This is a genomic window from Rugamonas rubra (assembly GCF_900114705.1).
In the GTDB taxonomy this organism is placed as follows: Bacteria; Pseudomonadota; Gammaproteobacteria; order Burkholderiales; family Burkholderiaceae_D; genus Rugamonas; species Rugamonas rubra.
Genome location: NZ_FOTW01000006.1, coordinates 155041 through 178283 on the forward strand (window position 1 = coordinate 155041; position 23243 = coordinate 178283).

General features: G+C 68.1%; 15 protein-coding genes. 9 read left to right on the forward strand and 6 right to left on the reverse strand.

Annotated features, from left to right (window positions below; all coding sequences use genetic code 11):
- The first annotated feature begins 17 nt into the window (after positions 1 to 17).
- From BM252_RS05165 to moeA, 4 genes are all read left to right on the forward strand, one after another.
- On the forward strand, positions 18 to 3092 hold the full coding sequence (locus tag BM252_RS05165; protein WP_093384586.1) for an Rne/Rng family ribonuclease: 3075 nt from the start codon (positions 18 to 20) through the stop codon (positions 3090 to 3092).
- A 258-nt stretch (positions 3093 to 3350) separates the two neighbouring features.
- Positions 3351 to 4691: a chromate efflux transporter gene (chrA, locus tag BM252_RS05170; RefSeq protein ID WP_093384590.1), complete on the forward strand. Its 1341-nt coding sequence runs from the start codon at positions 3351 to 3353 to the stop codon at positions 4689 to 4691.
- 54 nt (positions 4692 to 4745) lie between these two features.
- Positions 4746 to 5855 carry a GTP 3',8-cyclase MoaA gene (gene moaA / locus BM252_RS05175; RefSeq protein ID WP_093384593.1) on the forward strand — a complete coding sequence of 370 codons (1110 nt, stop codon included), beginning with the start codon at positions 4746 to 4748 and terminating at the stop codon, positions 5853 to 5855.
- Position 5856: 1 nt separating this feature from the next.
- Complete coding sequence (moeA, locus tag BM252_RS05180; RefSeq protein ID WP_093384595.1) at positions 5857 to 7755, forward strand: molybdopterin molybdotransferase MoeA; 1899 nt, start codon at positions 5857 to 5859, stop codon at positions 7753 to 7755.
- A gap of 19 nt (positions 7756 to 7774) precedes the next feature.
- On the opposite strand, the gene BM252_RS05185 is transcribed toward moeA, so the two are convergent.
- The 4 genes from BM252_RS05185 to cqsA all read right to left on the reverse strand — a co-directional run bounded on the left by BM252_RS05185 (position 7775) and on the right by cqsA (position 13026).
- Positions 7775 to 9805 carry an acyl CoA:acetate/3-ketoacid CoA transferase gene (locus BM252_RS05185; RefSeq protein WP_093384598.1) on the reverse strand — a complete coding sequence of 677 codons (2031 nt, stop codon included), beginning with the start codon at positions 9803 to 9805 and terminating at the stop codon, positions 7775 to 7777.
- 130 nt (positions 9806 to 9935) lie between these two features.
- Positions 9936 to 11279 carry a DNA recombination protein RmuC gene (locus BM252_RS05190; protein ID WP_093384601.1) on the reverse strand — a complete coding sequence of 448 codons (1344 nt, stop codon included), beginning with the start codon at positions 11277 to 11279 and terminating at the stop codon, positions 9936 to 9938.
- A gap of 15 nt (positions 11280 to 11294) precedes the next feature.
- Positions 11295 to 11693 carry a group II truncated hemoglobin gene (locus tag BM252_RS05195; protein WP_093385149.1) on the reverse strand — a complete coding sequence of 133 codons (399 nt, stop codon included), beginning with the start codon at positions 11691 to 11693 and terminating at the stop codon, positions 11295 to 11297.
- A gap of 85 nt (positions 11694 to 11778) precedes the next feature.
- Positions 11779 to 13026 carry an alpha-hydroxyketone-type quorum-sensing autoinducer synthase gene (gene cqsA / locus BM252_RS05200; protein ID WP_093384604.1) on the reverse strand — a complete coding sequence of 416 codons (1248 nt, stop codon included), beginning with the start codon at positions 13024 to 13026 and terminating at the stop codon, positions 11779 to 11781.
- Positions 13027 to 13187: 161 nt separating this feature from the next.
- On the opposite strand from cqsA, the gene BM252_RS05205 reads away from it, so the two are divergent.
- On the forward strand, positions 13188 to 14471 hold the full coding sequence (locus BM252_RS05205) for a sensor histidine kinase (RefSeq protein ID WP_093384606.1): 1284 nt from the start codon (positions 13188 to 13190) through the stop codon (positions 14469 to 14471).
- Between the two features lie 7 nt (positions 14472 to 14478).
- Positions 14479 to 15489 carry a response regulator gene (locus BM252_RS05210; RefSeq protein ID WP_093384609.1) on the forward strand — a complete coding sequence of 337 codons (1011 nt, stop codon included), beginning with the start codon at positions 14479 to 14481 and terminating at the stop codon, positions 15487 to 15489.
- Positions 15490 to 15523: 34 nt separating this feature from the next.
- Here BM252_RS05210 and BM252_RS05215 read toward each other — a convergent pair whose 3' ends face one another.
- Together BM252_RS05215 and BM252_RS05220 are read right to left on the reverse strand one after the other, a co-directional pair.
- Positions 15524 to 18103 (reverse strand): ABC transporter permease, encoded by a 2580-nt coding sequence (locus tag BM252_RS05215; RefSeq protein WP_093384612.1) that lies wholly within the window; start codon positions 18101 to 18103, stop codon positions 15524 to 15526.
- A 174-nt stretch (positions 18104 to 18277) separates the two neighbouring features.
- Entirely contained in the window at positions 18278 to 19285 is a 1008-nt protein-coding gene (locus BM252_RS05220) for an adenosine deaminase (RefSeq protein ID WP_093384614.1), read from the reverse strand.
- On the opposite strand from BM252_RS05220, the gene BM252_RS29930 reads away from it, so the two are divergent.
- From BM252_RS29930 to BM252_RS05230, 3 genes are all read left to right on the forward strand, one after another.
- Positions 19284 to 19538, forward strand: coding sequence for a hypothetical protein (locus tag BM252_RS29930; RefSeq protein WP_139236304.1), 255 nt, complete (start codon positions 19284 to 19286; stop codon positions 19536 to 19538). The two genes, BM252_RS05220 and BM252_RS29930, sit on opposite strands and share 2 nt — an antisense overlap.
- Before the next feature lie 333 nt (positions 19539 to 19871).
- A complete protein-coding gene (locus BM252_RS05225) occupies positions 19872 to 21794 on the forward strand; it encodes a PrkA family serine protein kinase (protein WP_093384617.1) in 1923 nt (640 codons plus the stop codon).
- Positions 21795 to 21923: 129 nt separating this feature from the next.
- Positions 21924 to 23192: a YeaH/YhbH family protein gene (locus BM252_RS05230; RefSeq protein ID WP_093384620.1), complete on the forward strand. Its 1269-nt coding sequence runs from the start codon at positions 21924 to 21926 to the stop codon at positions 23190 to 23192.
- Positions 23193 to 23243: the final 51 nt, after the last annotated feature.

The window sequence follows — 23243 nt, forward strand, 5'->3', positions numbered from 1 at the left end:
GTCGCGGAGTTAAAAAAATGAAACGCATGTTGTTTAATGCTACGCAGCAAGAGGAACTGCGCGTAGCGATTGTCGACGGTCAGAAATTGATCGACATCGACATCGAAACCGCCGGACGCGAACAGCGCAAGTCCAATATCTACAAGGGTGTCATCACCCGCATCGAACCCTCCCTCGAAGCCTGCTTCGTCAGCTACGGCGAAGACCGCCACGGCTTCCTCCCCTTCAAAGAAGTTGCCCGCACGTACTTCCGTGAAGGCGTCGACGTGCGCACCGCCTCCGTCAAGGAAGCCCTGCGCGAAGGCCAGGAGATCATGGTCCAGGTCGAGAAGGAAGAGCGCGGCAACAAGGGCGCGGCGCTGACCTCCTTCGTCTCGCTGGCCGGCCGCTACCTGGTCTTGATGCCGAACAACCCGCGCGGCGGCGGCGTGTCGCGCCGCGTCGAGGGCGAGGAGCGCCAGGAACTGCGCGAAACCATGGACAAGCTGGACTTGCCCGCCGGCATGTCCGTGATCGCCCGCACCGCCGGCATCGGCCGCAACGTCGACGAGCTGCAGTGGGACTTGAACTACCTGATGCAACTGTGGCGCGCCATCGAGGGTGCCGGCAAGTCGGCCTCCGGCGCCTTCCTGATCTACCAGGAATCGTCGCTGGTGATCCGCGCCATCCGCGATTACTTCCAGCCCGACATCGGCGAGATCCTGATCGACACCGACGACATCTACGAACAAGCTCACCAGTTCATGAGCCACGTGATGCCCGACATGGTGCACCGTGTGAAACGCTACAGCGACGACGTGCCGCTGTTCTCGCGCTTCCAGATCGAACACCAGATCGAAACGGCCTACTCGCGCACCGTGCCGCTGCCATCGGGCGGCGCCATCGTCATCGACCACACCGAGGCCCTGGTTTCGGTCGACGTCAACTCGGCGCGCGCCACCCGTGGCTCGGACATCGAGACCACCGCCTTCAACACCAACTGTGAAGCCGCCGAGGAAGTGGCGCGCCAGCTGCGCCTGCGCGACTTGGGCGGCCTGATCGTCATCGACTTCATCGACATGGAAGTGGCGAAGAACCAGCGCGAAGTCGAACAGCGCCTGAAGGACGCGCTGCACCACGACCGCGCCCGCGTGCAAATGGGCAAGATCTCGCGCTTCGGCCTGATGGAACTGTCGCGCCAGCGCCTGCGTCCTTCGCTGTCCGAAGGTTCGCACGTGACCTGCCCGCGCTGCTCCGGCACCGGCCACATCCGCGACACCGAATCGTCCGCCCTGCAAGTCCTGCGCATCATCCAGGAAGAGGCGATGAAGGAAAACTCGGCCACCATCCACGTCCAAGTACCGGTCGACGTGGCCGCCTTCCTGCTCAACGAGAAGCGCGGCGAAGTGCTGAAGATCGAGAACCGCCACCGCATCAGCGTGATCCTGATCCCCAACAAGCACCTCGACACGCCGCATTACAAACTCGAACGCATCAAGCACGACGACCCGCGTCTGGAAGACAGCCAGGCCAGCTACACCCTGGCCGAGCAGGCCGAGACCGACATGGCTTACAGCAAGCGCCAGAAGGAAGAAGCCAAGCCGCGCCAGGAAGCCATGGTCAAGACCATCACCCCTGACCAGCCGGCCCCGCTGGTCGAGCGCAAGCCGGCCGAGACGGTCAAGGCCGCGCCGGTCGCCGCGCCTGTTGTCGCCGAACAAGGTTTCATCGAGAAACTGTTCAGCTTCTTCCGCGCCAAGCCGAGCAGCCCGGCCATGCCGACCGCCCCGACCATCGTGGTCAAGGCGCCGCCAGCCGGCGCCGCCGCCGACCGTGGCGACCGCAACGGCCGTGGCCCGCGCGGCCGCAGCCGCAACGGCAAACCGGGTCGCGAAGGCGAACCGGGCGCCGTCCGCCCTGCCGCCGACGAGGCCGCCAAGCCGGTCGACGCCAACGGCCGTCCGGCCCGTCCGCCGCGCCCACCGCGCGAACCGCGCGAGCCACGTGAAGGCCAGGCCGTCGAAGGCCAGGCACCACGCGAACGCGCCGAGCGCCCTGAACGTCCCGAGCGCGCCGAACGCACGCCGCGCCCACCGCGCGAACCGCGTGGCGACAAGCCGCTAGGCGAAGTCAAGACCGAAGAGCTGGCATTGACGGCCGTTGCCGTTGCCGTCGGCGCCGACGTGGCGCCGAGCGCACCTGTCGTCGCTGCGGTCGGCGAGACTATCGAAGTGACCCTGAAGCCGGCCGCCAACGTCGGCCCTGAAGGCGAAGATGGCGAAGCGGGCGAAGGCGACGAGCCACGCCGTCGTCGTCGTCGTGGCGGTCGCAACCGTAACCGTCGCGAACGCGAAGGCGGCGAAGAAGGCCAAGAAGGCGGCGTCAACGGTGAAGCGCATGAAGCTGGCGAAGCCGGCGACAACGCTCCCGTGATCAGCTTCACCGTCGCCCCGGCCGTCGAAGCCGTCGCAACGGAAGCCAACGAGGCAAGCGCGCCAGCCGCAGCGGCCGAAGCACCGGCCGTGGTGGTGGAAGCCGTCGCCGAGCAAGCCGCTGCGCCGGTCGAAGCCGTAGTTGCCGAGAAGCCAGCAGTCGTTGCGGAAACCAAAGTGGAAGCCGCGCCGCTTGTCGAGGCCGTGGTCGAGGCCGCAGTCGAAGCCGCCGCCCCGGTAGCCGAGCCAGTTGCCGCCGTGGTGGTGGCACCGGTTGTGGTCGAAGCCGTGGTCGAAGCCGTGGTCGAAGCCCCAGTAGTTGTCGAGGAAGCGGCTGCAGTCGTTGCCGAGGCGGCCCCGGTGGTCGTCGAAGCCGCCCCAGTGGCAGCCGTCGTCGCAGCTCCGGCCCCCGCAGTTGCCGCGGCACCAGCAGCACCGGTTGCCGCCCCCGTCGCCGCTCCAGTCGCCACTGCCGCCCCAGTGGCGCCGTCGGCACCGATCGACCTGCAGGCAGTGCTCGGCTCCGCCGGCCTGACCCTGGCGGCGACCGACCCGGCCAAACTGCGCGCCGCGCAGGAAGCCGCCGCCAAGGCAGTCGCACCGGCCCGCGTTCCACGCGAACGCAAGCCGCTGCCACAGCAAGCGGAAGAGCCTTTGGTGCAAATCAACACCCGCAATTAAGCCAGCGGACTAGCCGGCCGGGTCCGTCCCGGCCGGCGCAATGAAAAGGGGAAGCCAGGTGCTTCCCCTTTTTTCGTTCCGGCCATAAACTTCGCGCATCCCGCAGCCAAAGCGTCACTGAACGCCCCGTTTTTCCGCCAACGAACATCGGGATAGGAACATACCTCAAGCCGGTGGCGAACGTTTGTCAGGCCGGGGCATCCACGCTACACTGGCCGCATCCGCCCACCGGCGCTCTTCCTCCAACAACAAGCTACCATGAGCCAGGCTCCGCCGCCGCAACGCCCCGCCCCCGTCTCCCTGCGCACCGCCTTCTGGTATTGGCTCAAACTCGGCTTCATCAGCTTTGGCGGCCCGGCCGGCCAAATCGCCATGATGCACAGCGAACTGGTGGAAAAGCGCCGCTGGATCTCCGAACAACGCTTCCTGCACGCCCTCAACTACTGCATGCTGCTGCCCGGCCCGGAGGCGACCCAGTTGGCCGTCTACATCGGCTGGCTGCTCCACCGCACACCCGGCGCGATTGTTGCCGGCGTGCTGTTCGTGCTGCCATCTCTGCTGATCCTGATCGCTTTGTCGTGGATCTACATGGCATTCGGCAGCGTTCCCGCCGTCGCCGCAGTCCTCTACGGGATCAAGCCGGCGGTGGTCGCCATCGTGCTGGCGGCGGCCTGGCGCATCGGCTCGCGCACGCTGAGGAACGCCGCCCTGGCCGGCATTGCCGTGGCCTCGTTCGTCGCCATCGCCGTGCTACACCTGCCATTTCCCGCCATCGTGCTCGGTGCCGCCCTGCTCGGCCTGGTCGGCGGCAAGTTCTGGCCGCGCTATTTCCAGATCGGCGGCCAGCATCCCGAGCGCAAGACCTCCTACGGCCCGGCCATCATCGACGACGACACGCCGACGCCGGCCCACGCCCGCTTTTCCTGGGCCGGCCTGGTCCGCGTCGCCTTGGCCGGCGCCGCGCTGGGGCTGGCCCCCTGGCTGCTGCTGGCCGGACTGTACGGGCCGCGCCAGGTGCTGGCGCAGATGGGCTGGTTCTTCACCAAGGCCGCCCTGCTGACCTTCGGCGGCGCCTACGCGGTCCTGCCCTACGTCTACCAGGGCGCGGTCGACCATTTCCAATGGCTGAGCGGGCCGCAGATGATCGACGGCCTGGCGCTGGGCGAAAGCACGCCCGGCCCGCTGATCATGATCGTCGCCTTTGTCGGCTTCGTCGGCGCCTGGGGCCAGGCCGCGCCCGGCGCCGTGCTCGGCCTGGCCGGCGCGGCCGGCGCGGCGGTGGCCGCCTTCTTCACCTTCCTGCCGTCCTTCGTCTTCATTTTGGCCGGCGGCCCGCTGGTCGAGGCCAGCCGCGACAACATCCGCATGACGGCGCCGCTGACCGCCATCTCGGCCGCCGTGGTCGGCGTCATCGTCAGCCTGGCGCTGTTCTTCGGCGAGCACGTGTTCCGGCTGGAAACCCCGGCGCCGCGTTGGGACCTCGCCGCCGTCGCCATCGGCGCGGCCGCCTGCGTCGCCCTGTTGCGCTTCAAGGTCGGCACCATCAAACTATTGCTGGCCTGTGCGCTGGCTGGCCTCGTGCTATCGTATTCAACTTAGGCTTGATATCCGGGCTTTCCATTTGTACGTTCCAAGCGGTAACATTGCGAATTCATGGCTGAAAAAATCATCATAGTGTCCGACGGCCGCGCCCTGGCGCCGGCCGTTCCCGCGATCCTGGAGGCACCGACCGGACGCGTCGAGGACCAGCTCGCCCGGCCGCTGCACGACCTGCGCATCTCCGTCACCGACCGCTGCAACTTCCGCTGCGTCTATTGCATGCCCAAGGCGCTGTTCGACAAGGACTACGCCTACCTGCCGCACGGCGCCCTGCTGTCCTTCGAGGAGATCACCCGCCTGGCGCGCCTGTTCATCGCCCACGGCGTCGAAAAGATCCGCCTGACCGGCGGCGAGCCGCTGCTGCGCAAGAACATCGAAAGGCTGGTCGGCATGCTGGCCGAGCTGAAGACCGTGCACGGCCGCCCGCTCGACCTGACCCTGACCACCAACGCCTCGCTACTGGCGCAAAAGGCGCAGTCGCTCAAGGACGCCGGCCTGCGCCGCGTCACCGTCTCGCTCGACTCGCTCGACGACGCCACCTTCAAGCGCATGAACGACGTCGACTTCGCCGTCGCCGACGTGCTCAAGGGCATAGACATGGCCCACCAGGTCGGCCTCGGCCCGATCAAGATCAACATGGTGGTCAAGGGCGGCATGAACGACCAGGAGATCGTGCCGATGGCGCGCCACTTCAAAGGCTCGCCCTACATCCTGCGCTTCATCGAGTACATGGACGTCGGCGCCTCGAACGGCTGGAACATGGCCGAGGTGGTCCCCTCGGCCGAGGTGGCGCGGCGCATCCACGCCGAGTTGCCGCTCGAACCTCTGGGCGCCAACTACACCGGCGAGACGGCGGCGCGCTGGCGCTACCTCGACGGCGGCGGCGAGATCGGCCTGATCTCCAGCGTCACCCAGGCCTTCTGCAAGGACTGCTCGCGCGCCCGCCTGTCGACCGAGGGCAAGCTGTACACCTGCCTGTTCGCCAGCCGCGGCCACGACCTGCGCGCCCTGCTGCGCGGCGGCAACAACGACGCCGAAATCAGCAGCGTGCTGGCCGGCCTGTGGCGCGGCCGCGCCGACCGCTATTCGGAACTACGCACCATCAATACCAGCGGCCTGTCCGGCCGCGCCAACAAAGTCGAAATGTCTTACATCGGGGGATAGCTTGTCATTCAAACACACCGTCAGCGGCCTGATCCTGGCCGGCGGCCGCGCCACCCGCATGGGCCGCGTCGACAAAGGCCTGCAACCCTTCCGTGGCATGGCCATGGTCGCCCACGTGCTGCAACGGCTGGCGCCGCAGGTGGCCGGCGTGGCCATCAACGCCAACCGCAACCTGCCGGCCTACGAGAGCTACTGCACGCCCGTCTGGCCGGACGAGCTGAGCGGCTTCGAAGGCCCGCTGGCCGGCCTGCAGACCGGCCTGCGCCACTGTGACACGCCGCTGCTGCTCACCGTGCCCTGCGACTCGCCCTTCCTGCCCGACGACCTGGCGGCCCGGCTGCACCAGGCGCTGAGCGAACAGGACGCCGACCTGGCCGTCGCCGTCACCATGGAGGTGGACGAGTCCGGCCAGCTGCGGCGCCAGGTGCATCCGGTGTTCAGCCTGCTCAAGACCAGCCTGCTGCCCCAGCTCAGCGCCTACCTCGACAGCGGCAACCGCCGCATGGACGGCTGGTACGGCGCGATCCGCGTCGCCGAGGTGCTGTTCGACGACGCCGCCGCCTTCCGCAACATCAACACCTTGGGCGAGCTGCAGCAGTACGAGCACGGCGCGCCGGCCAACGCGCCGACGCTGGCCCAGGTGGTCGGCTGCCTGGCCGACTACGACCCGGAGGCGCTGCCGGTGCGCCACGCCCAACGCATCATCGGCGAGTTCATCACGCCGATCGAGGCGGTCGAGCAGCTGGCCCTGCGCAGCGCGCTCGACCGCGTGCTGGCGGCCGACATCGTCTCGCCGATCAGCGTGCCGGCGCACGACAACTCGGCGATGGACGGCTACGCCCTGCGCGGCGCCGACCTGCCGGGCGACGCGCCCGTCACCTACAGCGTGGTCGGCACCATCCTGGCCGGCCGGCCGCACGCGCTGACGGTCGGCCCCGGCCAGTGCGTGCGCATCATGACCGGCGGCGTGATGCCGGACGGTTGCGACACCGTGCTGCCGCAGGAACTAGCCGCGCTGATCAACGACGCCGGCGTGACCATCGCGCCCGGCGTGATCCGCGCCGGCGACAACCGCCGCTTCAAGGGCGAGGACCTGATGGCCGGCACGCCCGCGCTGAAACGGGGCAAGATCATCCGCCCGGCCGACCTGGGCCTGATCGCCTCGCTCGGCCTGGCCGAGGTGGCCGTGCGGCGCCGCCTGCGCGTGGCCTTCTTCTCCACCGGCGACGAGCTGCGCTCGATCGGCCAGCCGCTAGCCGCCGGCTGCGTCTACGACAGCAACCGCTACACCATCTACGGCATGCTGCAGCGCCTCGGCTGCGAGGTGATCGACATGGGCATCGTCAAGGACGACCCGGCGGCGCTGGAGGCGGCGTTGCGCAGCGCCTGCGAGAACGCCGACGCCATCGTCACCTCCGGCGGCGTCTCGGTCGGCGCCGCCGACTACACCAAGCAGATCATGGCGGCGCTGGGCGACGTCACCTTCTGGAAGATCGGCATGCGGCCCGGCCGCCCGCTGGCCTTCGGCAAGATCCACTCGAACCAGCACAGCGCCTTCCTGTTCGGCCTGCCCGGCAACCCGGTCGCGGTGATGGTGTCGTTCTACTTCTTCGCCCGCGCCGCGCTGCTGCGCATGATGGGCGCCGAGGCGCCGCTGCCGCTGCTGCGCGTGCGTTCCAGCACGGCGATCCGCAAGAAGCCCGGCCGCACCGAGTACCAGCGCGGCATCCTCGGCACCGACGCCGACGGCCGGCCGCAGGTCGGCATCACCGGCTCGCAGGGCTCGGGCATTTTGCGCTCGATGTCGGAGGCCAACTGCATGGTGGTGCTGCACGACGAGCAGGGCAACGTCGCCGCCGGCGACCTGGTCGACGTGGTGCTGTTCGACGGCCTGGTCTAAGGCCGGACGGCGGCGCGCCTCAACCGTCGCCGCGCTCCGCCCCGCCGCCCTCGCCGTCGGCCTGCCCGCGCAGGCGCGACATCGCCTCGGCCGCGCTGGCGAACAGCGCCGGGTCCTTCTCGATGCGGCGGAAGGCGTTGCCCAGGCAGGCGCGCATGAAGGTGCTGTGGGTGTAGCGCGTCACCTTGCTGTAGAAGCGCTCGGTCAGGCCGTTGACCATCGCCACATAGTCGTCCATCAGCTCCGGCGTGATCGAGAAGTGGTCGTAGTTGATCACCGCCGGCACCTTGTGGCCGAGCGGCTCGAGCAGCGCCGCCACCTTCTGCCGGATCGCCTCGATGGCGGCCACGTCGGCCACCTCGAAGCCGGAGAAGTTGACGAAGAAGACCTGCTGGCGCGGATCGTACAACAGCCGCTGCGCCAGCGGCTGGGCCAGGAAGTTGACGCGCCAGCCCATCGGCGCCGGCGCGAAGATGCGCGCGTCCATCGTCTTCAACTGCGCGCTGAGCAGCGGCCGGAAGCCCATCCGCGCGAAGATGTCGCGCTCCAGGTCGACGCCCGGCGCCACCTCGACCAGCTCGAGCCCCTGCTCCATCAGGCGGAACACGCAGCGCTCGGTGATGTACAAGGCGCTCTGGCCGCGCTTGAGCGCATAGGCGCCGCTGTAGGTGCGGTGCTCGACCTCGTCGACGAACTTGATCGAGCGGCCCTCCTGCACGATGCGCAACTGGCCGCCGCGCACCGCCACCTTCAAGCCGCCGGCGGTAAAGGTGCCGACGAAGACCACCTTCTTGGCGTTCTGGCTGATGTTGATGAAGCCGCCCGCGCCGGCCAGCCGCTCGCCGAACTTGCTGACGTTCAGATTGCCGTGCCGGTCGGCCTGCGCCAGGCCGAGGAAGGCCACGTCGAGCCCGCCTCCGTCGTAGAAGTCGAACTGCGAGGGCTGGTCGATGATGGCGTCGGCGTTGCTGGCGGCGCCGAAGTTCAAGCCGCCGGCCGGCAGGCCGCCGATCACGCCCGGCTCCGCCGTCAGGGTCAGCAGGTCGAGCAGCTTCTCCTCGGCCGCCACCGCCGCGATCCCCTCCGGCATGCCGATGCCCAGGTTGACCACGCTGTTGGGGCGCAGCTCCATCAGCGCGCGGCGGGCGATGATCTTGCGCTCGCTCAGCGCCATCGGCGCCAGCGCGTGCAGCGGCACGCGCAGCTCGCCGGCGAAGGCCGCGCTGTACGGCTCGGCGAAGGTCTGCATGTGGTACTCCGGCTTCTCCGCCACCACCACGCAATCGACCAGGATGCCGGGGATCTTCACCTGGCGCGGATTGAGCGTGCCCCGTTCGGCGATGCGCTCGACCTGGACGATGACGATGCCGCCCGAGTTGTGCGCCGCCATGGCGATGGCCAGCGCCTCCAGGGTCAGCGCCTCGCGCTCCATGGTCACGTTGCCGTTGGCGTCCGCCGTGGTGCCACGGACGATGCCGACGTGGATCGGCTGGGCCTTGTAGAACAGCTGTTCGCGGCCGCCCAGCGTGGTCAGCTCGACCAGCTCCTCGGTGGTGCGCGCGTTGACCTTGCCGCCGCCGTGGCGCGGGTCGACGAAGGTGTCCAGGCCGACGTGGGTCAGCAGGCCGGGCTTGCCGGCGGCGATGTCGCGGAACAGCTGGCTGATCACGCCCTGCGGCAGGTTGTAGGCCTCGATCTGGTTGGCCGTGGCCAGCTTCTGCAGGCCCGGCACCAGGCCCCAGTGGCCGCCGACGACGCGCTTGAGCATGCCGGCGTGGGCCAGGTGGTTCAGGCCGCGATGCTTGCCGTCGCCCTGCCCGGCCGCGTAGATCAGGGTCAGCCCGCGCGGATGGCCGCCGCCCTCGGCCGCCAGGAAGCGCTGCTCCAGCGCCACCGCGATGTTCTCGGCGAAGCCGACGCCGACGAAGCCGCCGGTGGCGATGGTGTCGCCGTCGCGGATCAAGCCGACCGCGTCGGCCGCGCTGACGATCTTGTTGCGCTGGACAGCGGGCATGCCGCTGGACGAGAAATCGAAGCTACGACTGGGCATGATGGTCTCCGCTAAATGGCTACGTTGATGCAGCTCTGTTTGTGCGTGGTACTCGTGCGGCGTCTTGCGGTAGTTCGTTCAGTGTCTTGCTGTGCTTCCTGCAGCGGTTCGTGCAGCGGCCGGCGCCGGTCTAGTTCAGTTCCAGGTCGGCGGCGTCCATCTCCGGTCCCAGCAGCAGCTGCGCCGCCTCGCTCGGCAGCGCCTCCACCGACTTCAGCTTGCGCGCCATCTGCCGGCTGCGCACCTCGGCCGACTCGATGTTCTTGGCGGCCCGTTCCAGCGTGGTCTTGGTGGCGGCCAGCACGTCGCCGAACTTGGAAAACTCGGTCTTGACCGCGCCCAGCACCTGCCACACCTCCGACGAGCGCTTTTCCAGCGCCAGCGTGCGGAAGCCCATTTGCAGGCTGTTGAGCAGCGCCGACAGGGTCGACGGCCCGGCGATGCTGACGCGCTGTTCGCGCTGCAGGTCGTCGGCCAGGCCGGGCCGGCGCATCACCTCGGCGTACAGGCCCTCGGTGGGCAGGAACAGGATGGCGAAATCGGTGGTGTGCGGCGGCGACAGATACTTCTCGGCGATGGTCTTGGCCTCGCCGCGCACGGCGCGTTCCAGCTCGCGGCCGGCCAGCGCCACGCCGTCGGCGTCGGCCCGGTCGGCGGCGTCGAGCAGGCGCTCGTACTGCTCCTTGGGGAACTTGGCGTCGATCGGCATCCACACCGGCGCGCCGCCGTCGACATGGCCGGGCAGCTTGAGCGCGAACTCGACGCGCGCGCCGCTGCCGGCGATGGTCTCGATATTCTTGCCGTACTGCTCGGGCGTGAGCACCTGCTCGAGCAGCATCTCCAGCTGCACCTCGCCCCAGGTGCCGCGCGTCTTCACATTGGTCAGCACCCGCTTCAAATCGCCGACGCCGAGCGCCAGCTGCTGCATCTCGCCCAGGCCCTGGTGCACCCGCTCGAGCCGCTCGGAGACCTGTTTGAACGATTCGCTCAAGCGCGTCTCCAGGGTCGCGTGCAGCTTCTCGTCGACGGTCTTGCGCATCTCCTCGAGCCGCGCGCCGTTGTCGCTCTGCAGCTCGCGGATCTTGGTTTCAAGGGTGGCGCGCACCTCCAGCAGCCGCGCCGCGTTGGACTCGGTCAGGCCGGCCAGGGTCTGCCGCATGGTCTCGCCGAAGCGCTTCAGGCTGGCGGCCTGTTCCTCGCGGCCGCTCTGGCCCTGGGTTTCGATCTGCCGGCGCATGCCGTCGAGCTGCTGCACGGTGGCGGCGTGGGCCTGCGCCAGGCTCTGCCCCATTTCCTGCCGGGTCGCCTGGGCGGTGGCCTGCAACTGCATGCGCACCTCGCGCTCGACCCGCTCGATGCGTTCGAACAGCTCGGCGCCGCCGCCGCCCTGGCGCCCGCGCAGCAGCGCGACGATCTGCAGCGCCAGCACCACCACGGCCACGGTCAGCAGGACATAGAATTCGATTTGGTTCATATGGAGGGGGCAGGGTTAGTCCGGCTTGTTGCGCATCCAGTCGGCGGTCTGGTAGAAGGACTCCATCAGACGCAGCCGCAGGTCCTCGGCCACGCCGACGTCCTCCATCGCCCAGGCCATCGCGCGCAGCCACTGGTCGCGCTCCTGCGTGCCGATGGCGAAGGGCATGTGGCGGGCGCGCAGGCGCGGGTGGCCGAAGCGCTCGACGTAGGCGTCCGGCCCGCCCATCCAACCGGTGAGGAACCAGAACAGGCGGTCGCGCGCGTTGTCCAGGGTCGGCGGGTGCGCCGAGCGCAGCAGCGCGAACTCCGGCTCCAGTTCCATCAGGTCATAAAAACGGTCGACCATCTCGCGCACGCGCGTCTCGCCGCCGATCACTTCATAGAGGGATTGAGGTTCTGTCATAGCCGCCATCATAGCGCAAGGCCGGCCCGGCCGTCGCCGCCATCCGGCGCCCGCGCCGCGCCGCGTCGAGCCGCCGCGCCGGCCCGACCTGCCCTTAGACCAGCGCCAGCCGGCGCAGCCGCCGGGTCGACGACCAGCCCTCCAGCCCGACCTCGTCGCGGATGTCCGCGCAGGCCGCCAGCAACTGCTTGACCTGGGCCGGCTTGAGGCCGGCGTTCAGCGTCAGCCGCACCAGCGAGCGGTTCTTCGGCGTGGCCGGCGCGCAGAACATGGCGCCGTAGACGCCGTGCCGCTCCAGCGCCTTGCGCAGCGCCAGCGTCTTCGGCTCCGGCCCGGCCTCCAGCGCGATGATCTGCTCGCTGCCGTCGTCGACGTTGTAGCCCAGCTGGCGCAGGCTGTCGCGGATCAGGCGGGTCTGCCGGTGCAGCGCGGCGCGGCGGCCGTCGGCGCCGGCGACGAAGTCGAGGGCGGCGTCGAACCAGGCCAGCTCGTGGCTCAGCAGGCAGGAGCTGAAGATGGCCGGGCGCGACTCGGACAGGAAGTAGCCCTTGAACTTGCTCGAACAACTAATAATACCGGCGCGCCCGGCGAAGGCCTTGGCCAGCGAGGCGGTGCGGAAGTGCACCCGCTCGCCCAGCCCCCACTGCGCCACCAGGCCGGCGCCGCCCGGGCCGTGCGTGCCCAGCGAATGCGACTCGTCGACGATCAGAATGCTGCCGCTGCGCTCGGCCAGCTCGGCCAGCTCGGCCAGCGGCGCCAGGCTGCCGTTGGTGCTGTAGAGCGAATCGACGACGATGATGCCGCGGCCGTGCTTGGCCAGCTGGCGCCGCAGGTGCGCCATGTCGTTGTGCAGGAAGGAGACGGCCGGCGCGCCGGCCGACTGCGCGCCCTCCCACAACGAGGCGTGCGCCTGCATGTCCAGGTAGACCGGAATGCCGGGGCCGGCCAGGCACTGCACCAGGCCGACGTTGGCGGCCCAGCCGGACTGCGCCAGGATGGCGTCCTCGGCGCCCATGAAGGCGGCGAACTTGCGCTCCAGCCGGTGCTGGGCGCTGCCCGCCTGCAGATACACGGCCGACATCAGCAGCTCGCCCTGGCTGTTTTGCAGCGCGCGCAGCTGCGCCTGCACCAGCGCCGGCTCGCCGGCCAGGCACAGGTAGTCGTTGCCGGCTAGAAAAATCGCGTCGGCCGGCGTCGGCTGCCAGGCGTGCGGATGCTCGCCGCCCAACAGTTTTTCGATCCGGGTCACATAGTGTTCATCCATGCGGCGGACGACGAAATCGGGCATGGCATGTTCGGCACCGCGCGGACGCGGCAAGGTGGTGGCGATAGCGTTGGACATGATTCCCCCTTCAGGAGTGGTTGTTTTTTAGAGAACTACGCCCAAGACCTTGAGGCAAAAAAAACAAGGGAGATTGATACGGATCAACAGTGCTATCGATTGCAATCAACAGCCCGGCAATTGAGGGGATCATGGCACCTTGATAATTGTCAACAGTAGCCATGAGCCAAGGACTATCCGAACGCTGGAAATGGTTTCAGCAGGATCTGCTCCAATCCTTGCTGCACTACCATGGCCGCGAAGACCACGCCACCGCCCGCGTGTTGCTGCTGGCGGCCATCGGCACGGTCGGCATGCCGCTGTACTACGTGGTGTGGCACAACTTCTTCCCGCAGGACTACGAGTCGGTGCCGCTGCGCCTGGTCGGCATCGTGCTGTGCAGCGCCGGCCTGTTCGCCGAGCGCTTCAGCAAGCCCGTGCTCGACCTGTACCTGCTCGTCACGCTGAGCTACACCTTCCCCTTCTTCTTCACCTTCATGTTCCTGATGAACCACGCCTCGGGCGTGTGGGGCGAGTCGCTGCTGATCGGCCTGGTGGTGCTGTTCCACTTCGACACCGGCCTGGCCTGCCGCGCCTACCTGATCGGCACCGCGCTGGCCTGCGCCGCCGCCGCCGTGCTGGGCGAGGCCGCCGTGCTGCTGCGCCCGCAGGTGCTGCAGCAGCTGCCGATCCACCTGTTCACCATCGCCGCGCTGTCGGTGGCCAAGGTCAGCCGCGAGGTGCTGGCGCAGGCCAAGCTGGCCGGCCTGGGCGCCGGCCTGGCCACCGTGGCGCACGAACTGCGCACCCCGCTCACCAGCGTCGACGCCAACGTGCGCGGCCTGCTGCGCCTGGCCCACGACGCCGCCGGCGCCCAGCGCGAGGACCGCCTGCAGACGCTCGACGCGCTCACCCGCATCCAGTTCGAGGTGCGCCACATGAACCACATGATCGACCTGTTCCTGCTCAGCGCGACGGCGGTCAACCGCAACCTGCGGCCGACCGAGACGGTGTCGATGGCGGCGGTGGTCGAATCGGTGCTGCGGCGCTACCCCTTCGCCGGCGCCGCCCAGCAGCGCAGCGTGGCCGTCGAGGTGCGCGCCGACTTCGCCTTCGCCGGCCAGGCCGAGCTGTCGGTGGTGATCCTGCTCAACCTGCTGCGCAACGCCCTCAAGGCGATCCACCGCGCCGGCAAGGGCCGCGTGCGCATCGTCGTCGACGGCGCCCGCGCCACGCCGCGCCTGCTGTTCATCGACACCGCCTGCGGCGTCGCGCCCAGCCGCCTGCCGCTGATCTTCCGCCGCTTCTACTCCTACCCCGCGCACAACGGCACCGGCATCGGCCTGGCCCTGTGCCGGGAGATCATGCAGGCCTGGGACGCCAGCATCCGCTGCGTCTCGCGCGAGGACGCCTACGCCGTCTTCGTCCTCGAATTCCCTCCACAGCCCTCAGCCCGTTTGCCATAGGTGCCCCATGCAACTACCCGTCTACTCCCACCCGACCCTGACCGTGCTGGTCGACGACAGCGACTCCTTCCTGCGCAGCATGTCCTTCCAGCTCGACCCGATGTTGGCCAACAAGACCTTCCACGACACCAGCGCCGCCCTGGCCTGGCTGCGCGACAGCGTGCGCCGCGACGAGGTGCCGCTGCACGTCAACTTCGACACGCAGAACGAGGCGCCCGACCAGTGCAACGTGGCGCTCGACCTGGAGCGCATCTACCGCATCAGCGAGCGGCCGCAGCGCTTCGCCACGCCGTCGGTGCTGGTGGTCGACTACTCGATGCCGCAGATGAACGGGCTGGAGTTCTGCCAGGCGGTGCAGCACCTGCCCTGCAAAAAGATCCTGTTCACCGGCGCGGCCGACGAGAAGATCGCCGTCACCGCCTTCAACCGGGGCCTGATCGACCGCTACATCAAGAAGAGCGACGACCAGGCGCTGGACCTGCTGGAAAGCGAGATCGCCTGCCTGCAAAAGGCCTACTTCGCCGAGCAGTCGGAGACGCTGCGGGACCTGGTGGTGCTGCACAACTACCACTTCCTGCAAGACCCGGCGCTGGCCGCCGTGGTGCAGGAGCTGAGCCGCAAGATGGGCTTCGTCGAGCACTACATCTTCCCCAACCCGACCGGCATCGTCTTCATCGACAAGCACGGCAAGACCATGCTGATGATGGTCGAGACCGAGCAGGGCATGTGCGCCCAGTACGAGATCGCGCGCGACAGCGACGCCCCGCCCTCGCTGCTGGCCGCCCTGCTCGAGCGCCGCGTGCTGCCGTTCTTCTCCGACGCCGACGGCGACGGCATGTACTCGCGCGCGGTGGGCGACAACTGGCACCGCTACTGCGCCGCGCCGCAGGTCTGCCACGGCCGCGAGATGTACTTCTGGGCGCTGTTCGAGCTGCCGGCGCACTACTTCGGCGCGCCGCTGCACTCCTACGCCCGGTTCCTGCAGGAGCACAACGTGGCGGGCGAAGTCGCCGCCTAGCGCGGCGGCGCCGTGGTCCGCAGCCGGCGCCGCGTCAACCTTCCCGCAACGTTTGCAACGGTGGCTGGCGCAGCACGTTGCGCAGCCCCAGCCAGCCGCCGGCGATGGCGCACAGCGCGCCGGCCGCCAGGCCGACCAGCCACACCGTCGGCGCGAAGGCCCAGGCGAACTGGAATTGGTAGGTCGCCAAGGCCCAACCCATGGCCGCAGCGCCGCTGGCGGCGAGCAGTCCGGCCAACGCGCCGACCAGGGCGAACTCGATCAACTGCGCCCGCGACAGCTGGCGCCGCGTCGCCCCCAGCGCGCGCAGCAGGCCGGCCTCGCGGGTGCGCTCGTCCTGCGATCCCATCAAGGCCGCATACAGCACCAGCAGGCCGGACACCAGCGTGAAGGCGAACAGGAACTCGACCGCCGTCACCACCTGCTCGAGCACCGCCTGCACCTGGCGCAGCACGCCGCCGACGTCGACGATGGTCAGGTTCGGATAGTCGCGCGTCAAGGCGTCCATTTCCGCGCCGCGCTGGCGCGGCAGGTGGAAGGCGGTGATCCAGGTCTGCGGCATGCCGGCCATCGCCGCCGGGCTGATGATGACGAAGAAGTTGACCCGCATCGAACCCCACTCCAGCTTGCGCAGGCTGGTGATGCGCGCCTCCACCGTCTGCCCGGCGATGTCGAAGCGCATCGTGTCGCCCAGCTTCAGGCGCAGCGTCTTGGCGATGCCCTCCTCCACCGAGGCCTCGGCCAGCGGCTCGGCCGCGCTGGCCGCATCGGCCACCGCAGCGGCCGATGCGGGCGCGGCGGCGGCGCCGAACCAGCGCCCGGCGACGATCTTGTTCTCCGCCTGCATGGTCGCCATGGTCGACAGGTTGAACTCGCGCTCGGCCAGGTTGCGCGCGCGCTCGTCGGCATAGGTGTCGCTGGTGACGGCGGCGCCGTTCAGCGCCGTCAGGCGGCCGCGTATCATCGGATACAGCGGCGCGCCCGGCGCGCCGGCGCGCTCCAGCCGCGCCGCGATGGCCGCCTTCTGCTCCGGTTGGATGTTGATGATGAAGCGGTTCGGCGCGTCGGCCGGCGTGGCGTTGCGCCAGGCCGTCATCAGGTCGCCGCGCACCACCGTCAGCAGCAGCAGGGCCATCAGGCCCAGCGCCAGCGAGACGATCTGCACCACCGTGGCGCCGGGCCGGCGCTGCAGCGAGGTGACGGCGAAGCGCCAGCTCTGGTTGTCGACGGCGCCACGGGCACGCTTCAAGGCCGCCAGCGCCAGCCGGCCGGCCAGCGCGAACAGGCCGAAGGCGGCCAGGAAGCCGAGCGCGGTGGCCAGCGCCAGGCGCACGTCGCCGGCCTGCCACAACAGCAGCGCGACGAAGCTGGCCAGGCCCAGGCCGTAGGTGGCCAGCGCCAGCGGCCGCGGCGCGTCCTGCTCGCGGCGGATCACCCGGTTGTGCGGCACGTTGCGCAGTTGCAGCACCGGCGGCAGGGCGAAGCCGACCAGCAGCAGCATGCCGGTGGCCACGCCCTGCAGCGCCGGCAGCAGGCTGGGCGCCGGCAGCTCGGCGCTGACCAGCTTGCCCAGCACCTCCAGCAGCACGTAGTGGCCGGCGAAGCCGAGCGCCACGCCGAGCACGCTGCCGGCCAGCCCGACCAGGGTGAATTCGATCAGGTACATGCGCGCCACCTGGTTCTGCGTCAGCCCCAGGCAGCGCAGCATGGCGCAGGCGTCGAGGTGGCGCAGCATGAAGCGGCGCGCCGCCATCGCCACGGCCACCGCCGCCAGCAGCGCCGACAGCAGGCCGACCAGCGACAGGAAGCGGTCGGCCCGCTCCAGCGTGGCGCGCATCTCCGGCCGGCCCGACTCCAGCGAGTCGATCCGCACGCCCTTGACGGCGCCGGCGCGGATGGCCGCCTGCAGCCACTGTTCATAGGCCGCCACCTGGCCGGCCAGCTGCTCGGTGGGCGCCGCCAGCAGCAGGCGGTAGGTCAGCCGCGCGCCCGGCTGCAGCAGCCCGGTCGACGCCAGGTCGGCCAGCGGCAGCATCAGGCGCGGCGCGAAGTTCATGAAGGAGGCGCCACGGTCCGGCTCGGAGGCGATCAGCCGCGTCACCGTGAAGCTGGCGTCGCCCAGGCGCAGCTGTTCGCCCAGCGCGATGTGCAGGCCGCCCAGCAGGCCGGCGTCGACCCACACCGTGCCCGGCGCGGGGATGCCGCCGGCCGCCTCGCCCAGGCTTTGCTCGGCCTGGCCGGCGTCGCGCGTGGTCTTCAGCGTGCCGCGCAGCGGATAGCCCTCGCCGACCGCCTTGACCGAGGCCAGCAGGCCGTGCGACCGCTCGCCCGCGCCGGCCTGCGCCATGCTGGGGAAGGTCGCCGTGTCGGTCAAGCGCAGGCCGCGGCGCAGCGCCTCGGCGCGCCAGGCGGCCGGCAGCGGCTGGTCGGCGTTGACCACCAGGTCGGCGCCGAGCAGCTGGTGGGCATCGCGCTCGAGCCCGGTGCGCAGGCGGTCGATGAAGAAGCCGGCGGCCGACAGGGCGGCCACCGCCACCGTCAAGGCCACCAACAGGAAACGCAACTGGCCGGCGCGCCAGTCGCGCGCGGTCATTCTCACGGCTTGTTTGAACATGGCTCTCTCAAAAAATCGACGGGCCGGCGCGCGGCCGTCTTACTCTTACGGCAATGCAGCTACATTAAGAAAGCCCACGGGCGAAGATCTAGGGTCAGACCCTAGGGTCTGACCCTGGCTCTGCGCCTTTGGGTGGTGTTGGCGCCGCCGGCACCTTGGGCGAGCGGCGCCGCCTTACAGCGCGGCGAAGAAGGCGTCCACCTCGTCGAGGTACTTCTGCTTCTGCCCGGCCGGCAGAAAAGCGGCGGCGAAGCTGTTGCGCGCCAGCCGCTGCGCGTGCGACAGGCCCAGCGGCAGCGCCTCGAAGGTGGCGATGAAGTTGTCGTTCATGTAGCCGCCGAAGTAGGCCGGGTCGTCCGAGTTGACGGTCACCGCCAGGCCGGCGTCGAGCAGGGCCAGCAGGTTGTGCTGTTCCATTTTGTCGAACACGCGCAGCTTGACGTTCGACAGCGGGCACACCGTCAGCGCGATCTGCTCGCGCGCCAGCCGCGCGGTCAAGGCGGCGTCCTCCAGGCAGCGCACGCCGTGGTCGATGCGCTCGACCTTGAGCACGTCGAGCGCGGTGCTGATGTAGGCCGGCGGGCCCTCCTCGCCGGCGTGGGCGACCAGGTGGAAGCCGAGCTCCTTGCAGCGGGCGAAGACACGGGCGAACTTCTCCGGCGGGTTGCCCACCTCGGACGAGTCGAGGCCGATGCCGATGTACTTGTCGCGCAGCGGCAGCGCCGCCTCCAGGGTGGCGAAGGCGTCCTCCTCCGACAGGTGGCGCAGAAAGCTGAGGATCAGCGTGGCGCTGACCGGGCTGTCCTGGCAGGCGCGGTGGATGCCGTCGATCACCGTGCGCATCGGCACGCCGCGCGCCGTGTGGGTCTGCGGGTCGAAGAAGATCTCGCAGTGGCGCACGTTGTCGGCCTCGGCGCGCGCCAGGTAGGCCGCCGTCATGTCGTAGAAGTCCTGCTCCTGCAGCAGCACGCTGGCGCCGGCGTAGTAGATGTCGAGGAAGGATTGCAGGTCGGTGAAGGCGTAGGCGGCGCGCAGTTCCTCGACCGAGGCGTAGTTGAGCGCCACGCCGTTGCGCTCGGCCAGCGCGAAGATCAGTTCCGGCTCCAGCGAACCCTCGATGTGGATGTGCAATTCGGCCTTGGGCATGTGTTGCAGCGCGGCGCGCAATTGATCGTTCAGCATGGTTTTCTCTTTCCTCATCTATTTATCTGGTGGCGGCGCCGGCATGCCGGCGCCGCTTGGTAGCCGCCATTATGAAGGCATATCGACGCCAGCGCGCGGCGCGCTGCCGCCGGCGCCGCCGCGCACTTTTTCGCCACAGGCGAACGGCGCCGTTTGCGCCCTTTCCGGCAGGCCGGCGGCAGGCGTGCTAATGTGGTGCATGGACGTCGGAACGGGCTTGAATTCAAGCAGTGTTTTCCACAAAAAATACTAAATTTACCCTTTACAATCAATAACTTACATTACAGTATTAACGATATTGCGACATATCTTTTGACTTCCTGAACTAATAGAGCAATAATAAATTTCATTGACGTAAGATGCGTTTCGACGAACACACAAAGAGCCGGCAAACATCCAGCGCCGGTCATAAATGTCAGCTCCACGGGCCGGGCAATCCGGTCCACCACGGGGAAGCGGGCAGCATACAAATAACACCATAAAAATAACAGCGACAGCAGGGTCAACAGACTAGAGGCAAGGCAAGCCGGCGTACGGGACTGCCAACGATACAGTGACTTGTAGGTTCACATTAAAGGACATTCAAATGACCATTTTTGACAACTACGCCGCCCGTTACGAACGCACCAAGGAAGAAGAGATGTCCATGTCCGAGTATCTTGCCCTGTGCAAGAAGGACCATCTCACCTACGCCAGCGCCCCCGAGCGCATGCTCGCCGCGATCGGCGAACCGACCCTGGTCGACACCCGCAACGACACCCGGCTGTCGCGCATCTTCGCCAACAAGGTCATCAAGATCTACCCCGCCTTCCGCGAGTTCTACGGCACCGAGGAGGTGATCGAGCAGGTGGTCTCCTACTTCCGCCACGCCGCCCAGGGGCTGGAGGAGCGCAAGCAGATCCTCTACCTGCTCGGCCCGGTCGGCGGCGGCAAGTCCTCGATCGCCGAGAAGCTCAAGTCGCTGATGGAGCACGTGCCCTTCTATTGCCTGAAGGGCTCGCCGGTCAACGAGTCGCCGCTCGGCCTGTTCAACGAGGAGGAGGACGGCGTGCTGCTGGAGGAAGACTACGGCATCCCGCGGCGCTACCTGCGCAACATCCCCAGCCCCTGGGCGGTCAAGCGCCTGCACGAGTTCAACGGCGACATCAACCAGTTCCGCGTGGTGCGCCGCTATCCGTCCGTGCTCAAGCAGATCGCCATCTCCAAGACCGAGCCGGGCGACGAGAACAACCAGGACATCTCCTCGCTGGTCGGCAAGGTCGACATCCGCAAGCTCGAGGACTACTCGCAGGACGACCCGGACGCCTACAGCTATTCCGGCGGCCTGTGCCTGGCCAACCAGGGCCTGATGGAGTTCGTCGAGATGTTCAAGGCGCCCATCAAGGTGCTGCACCCGCTGCTCACCGCCACCCAGGAGGGCAACTACAAGGGCACCGAGGGCTTCGGCGCCATCCCCTTCGACGGCATCATCCTGGCCCACTCCAACGAGTCGGAGTGGAAGACCTTCAAGAACAACCGCAACAACGAGGCCTTCCTCGACCGCATCTACATCGTCAAGGTGCCCTACTGCCTGCGCGTCACCGACGAGATCAAGATCTACGACAAGCTGGTGGCCAACTCCTCGCTGTACCAGGCGCCCTGCGCCCCCGGCACGCTGAAGATGATGGCCCAGTTCGCCATCCTGTCGCGCCTGAAGGACCCGGAGAACTCCAGCATCTTCAGCAAGATGCTGGTGTACGACGGCGAGAACCTGAAGGACACCGACCCCAAGGCCAAGTCGATGCACGAGTACGTCGACTACGCCGGCGTCGACGAGGGCATGAACGGGCTGTCGACCCGCTTCGCCTTCAAGATCCTGTCCAAGGTGTTCAACTTCGACAACACCGAGGTGGCCGCCAACCCGGTCCACCTGCTCTACGTGCTCGAGCAGCAGGTCGAGCGCGAGCAGTTCCCGCCCGAGACGGAGCAGAAATACTTCTCCTATATAAAAGAGCACCTGGCGCAGAAGTACGTCGAGTTCATCGGCAAGGAGATCCAGACGGCGTATCTGGAGAGCTATTCCGAGTACGGCCAGAACATCTTCGACCGCTACGTCACCTTCGCCGACTTCTGGATCCAGGACCAGGAGTTCCGCGACCCGGACACCGGCGAGAGCTTCGACCGCGAGTCGCTCAACAACGAGCTCGAGAAGATCGAGAAGCCGGCCGGCATCTCCAACCCGAAGGACTTCCGCAACGAGATCGTCAACTTCGGGCTGCGCGCGCGCGCCAACAACGGCGGCAAGAACCCGTCCTGGACCAGCTACGAGAAGTTCCGCACGGTGATCGAGAAGAAGATGTTCTCCAACACCGAGGAGTTGCTGCCGGTGATCTCGTTCAACGCCAAGGCCAGCGCCGAGGACGCCAACAAGCACGCCGACTTCGTCGCCCGCATGGTCGAGAAGGGCTACACGGCCAAGCAGGTGCGCCTGTTGTGCGAATGGTATCTGCGGGTGCGCAAATCGTCGTGAGGAGGCAGCGCGCGCCGGCGCCGCCGCGCGCCGCCCCGGCCAGGGCGGCGCGGCGGGCGCGGCGCTAGCGCATCGGCGGCGCGGCCGGGCCAACCCGGGCGCCGCACCAATCGCAGCAGGAGGCATCTTTTGACTTACCTCATCGACCGTCGTTTGCAGGGCAAAAACAAGTCTGCCGTCAACCGCGAGCGTTTCCTGCGCCGCTACAAGGCGCAGATCAAGGACGCCGTCGGCCGCGCCATCAAGGGCCGCTCGATCACCGACATCGAGAACGGCGAGAAGGTCTCGATCCCCGTCAAGGACGTCGGCGAGCCCTCCTTCGGCCACGCCCACGGCGGCGTGTGGGAGACCATCAACCCGGGCAACGAGGAATACCAGAAGGGCGACCTGATCAACCGGCCCAAGGGCGGCGCCGGCGCCGGCCGCGGCAAGGCCGGCAACAGCGAGCAGATGAGCGAGGACGACTTCATCTTCGAGCTGTCGCGCGAAGAGTTCATGAACTACTTCTTCGAGGACCTCGAGCTGCCGCACATGATCAAGACGCAGCTGACCGCCACCACCGAGTTCAAGAACCAGCGCGCCGGCTACAACATGTCGGGCACGCCGTCCAACATCCACGTGCTGCGCTCGCTGCGCGGCGCCCTGGGCCGCCGCATCGCCGTCGGCGGCAGCTCGCGCAAGCGCGTGCTCGAGGCCGAGACCGAGCTGGAGGTGCTGCTGCTGGCCGGCGCGCCGCTGGAGGACCCGCGCGTCATCGAGCTCAAAAAGCTGATCCACCATCTGCACACGCGGCTGCTGGCGATCCCCTTCATCGACCCCTTCGACCTGCGCTACAGCAACCGCGTCAAGGTGCCCAAGCCGATGACCCAGGCGGTGATGTTCTGCATCATGGACGTCTCGGGCTCGATGGACGAGACGCGCAAGGACACCGCCAAGCGCTTCTTCATCCTGCTCTACCTGTTCCTCAAGCGCGCCTACGACAAGATCGAGGTGGTCTTCATCCGCCACCACACCGCCGCCGCCGAGGTCAACGAGGAGGAGTTCTTCCATTCGCGCGAGTCGGGCGGCACCGTGGTCTCCTCGGCCCTGCACCTGCTCGACAAGATCATCGAGGAGCGCTACGGCGCCGGCCAGTGGAACAGCTACGTCGCCCAGGCCTCCGACGGCGACAACTGGGACAACGACTCGGTGCTGTGCCGCCAGTTGCTCATCAACACCATCATGCCCAAGGTGCAGTACTACACCTATGTCGAGATCACCGACGGCCCGCCGCAGAACCTGTGGGAGCAGTATTCGCAGGTGGGCGAGCACCACCCGCATTTCGCCATGCAGAAGATCGTCACGCCGGCCGACATCTACCCGGTGTTCCGCGAGCTGTTCAAAAAGCAGCCGAAGTAGCCCGGCCCGGCCCCACCATCCCGCGCCCAGCATCCAATAAGCGAGTCCCGC